A 330-nucleotide genomic window follows, 5' to 3' on the forward strand; every position below is an offset into this window, starting at 1 on the left:
TTGGGCTACAGCTTCGGCGAAAACTTCCATGGAAATTTCACCATCGCCGGCACTGGTACCGGCGGCGATAAGGCTGTCGCTTTTCAGCAGAGGCTTAGCCTCCTCTGGGGCACAGCTAACGGTGCCGGCTTTGACAATTTTGCCGGCAACTTTGACGGGCTGGAGCACTTTGTAAATTTGCTTAGTCAAGGGTTTCTCCCTTCGCGGCAGTTGCCGCTGCGATGAAAAAAGCGAGGGGTTTCCTATTCCATCCCCGGACTATCTGCCCCCCCAAAGTTTGCCGGTTGATTCGCTGATTAGGGACTGCGTGGCGATGCCAGCGAAAGCGAC

1 protein-coding gene is annotated in these 330 nt (G+C 55.5%); it reads right to left on the reverse strand.

Annotation, left to right across the window (positions count from 1 at the left end):
- Positions 1-189, reverse strand: a 189-nt coding sequence (locus MO867_RS22825) for a hypothetical protein (protein ID WP_252473426.1), incomplete at its 3' end; no start/stop codon positions are given.
- Positions 190-330 lie beyond the last annotated feature (141 nt).

Source organism: Microbulbifer okhotskensis, from assembly GCF_023895975.1.
GTDB lineage: Bacteria > Pseudomonadota > Gammaproteobacteria > Pseudomonadales > Cellvibrionaceae > Microbulbifer > Microbulbifer okhotskensis.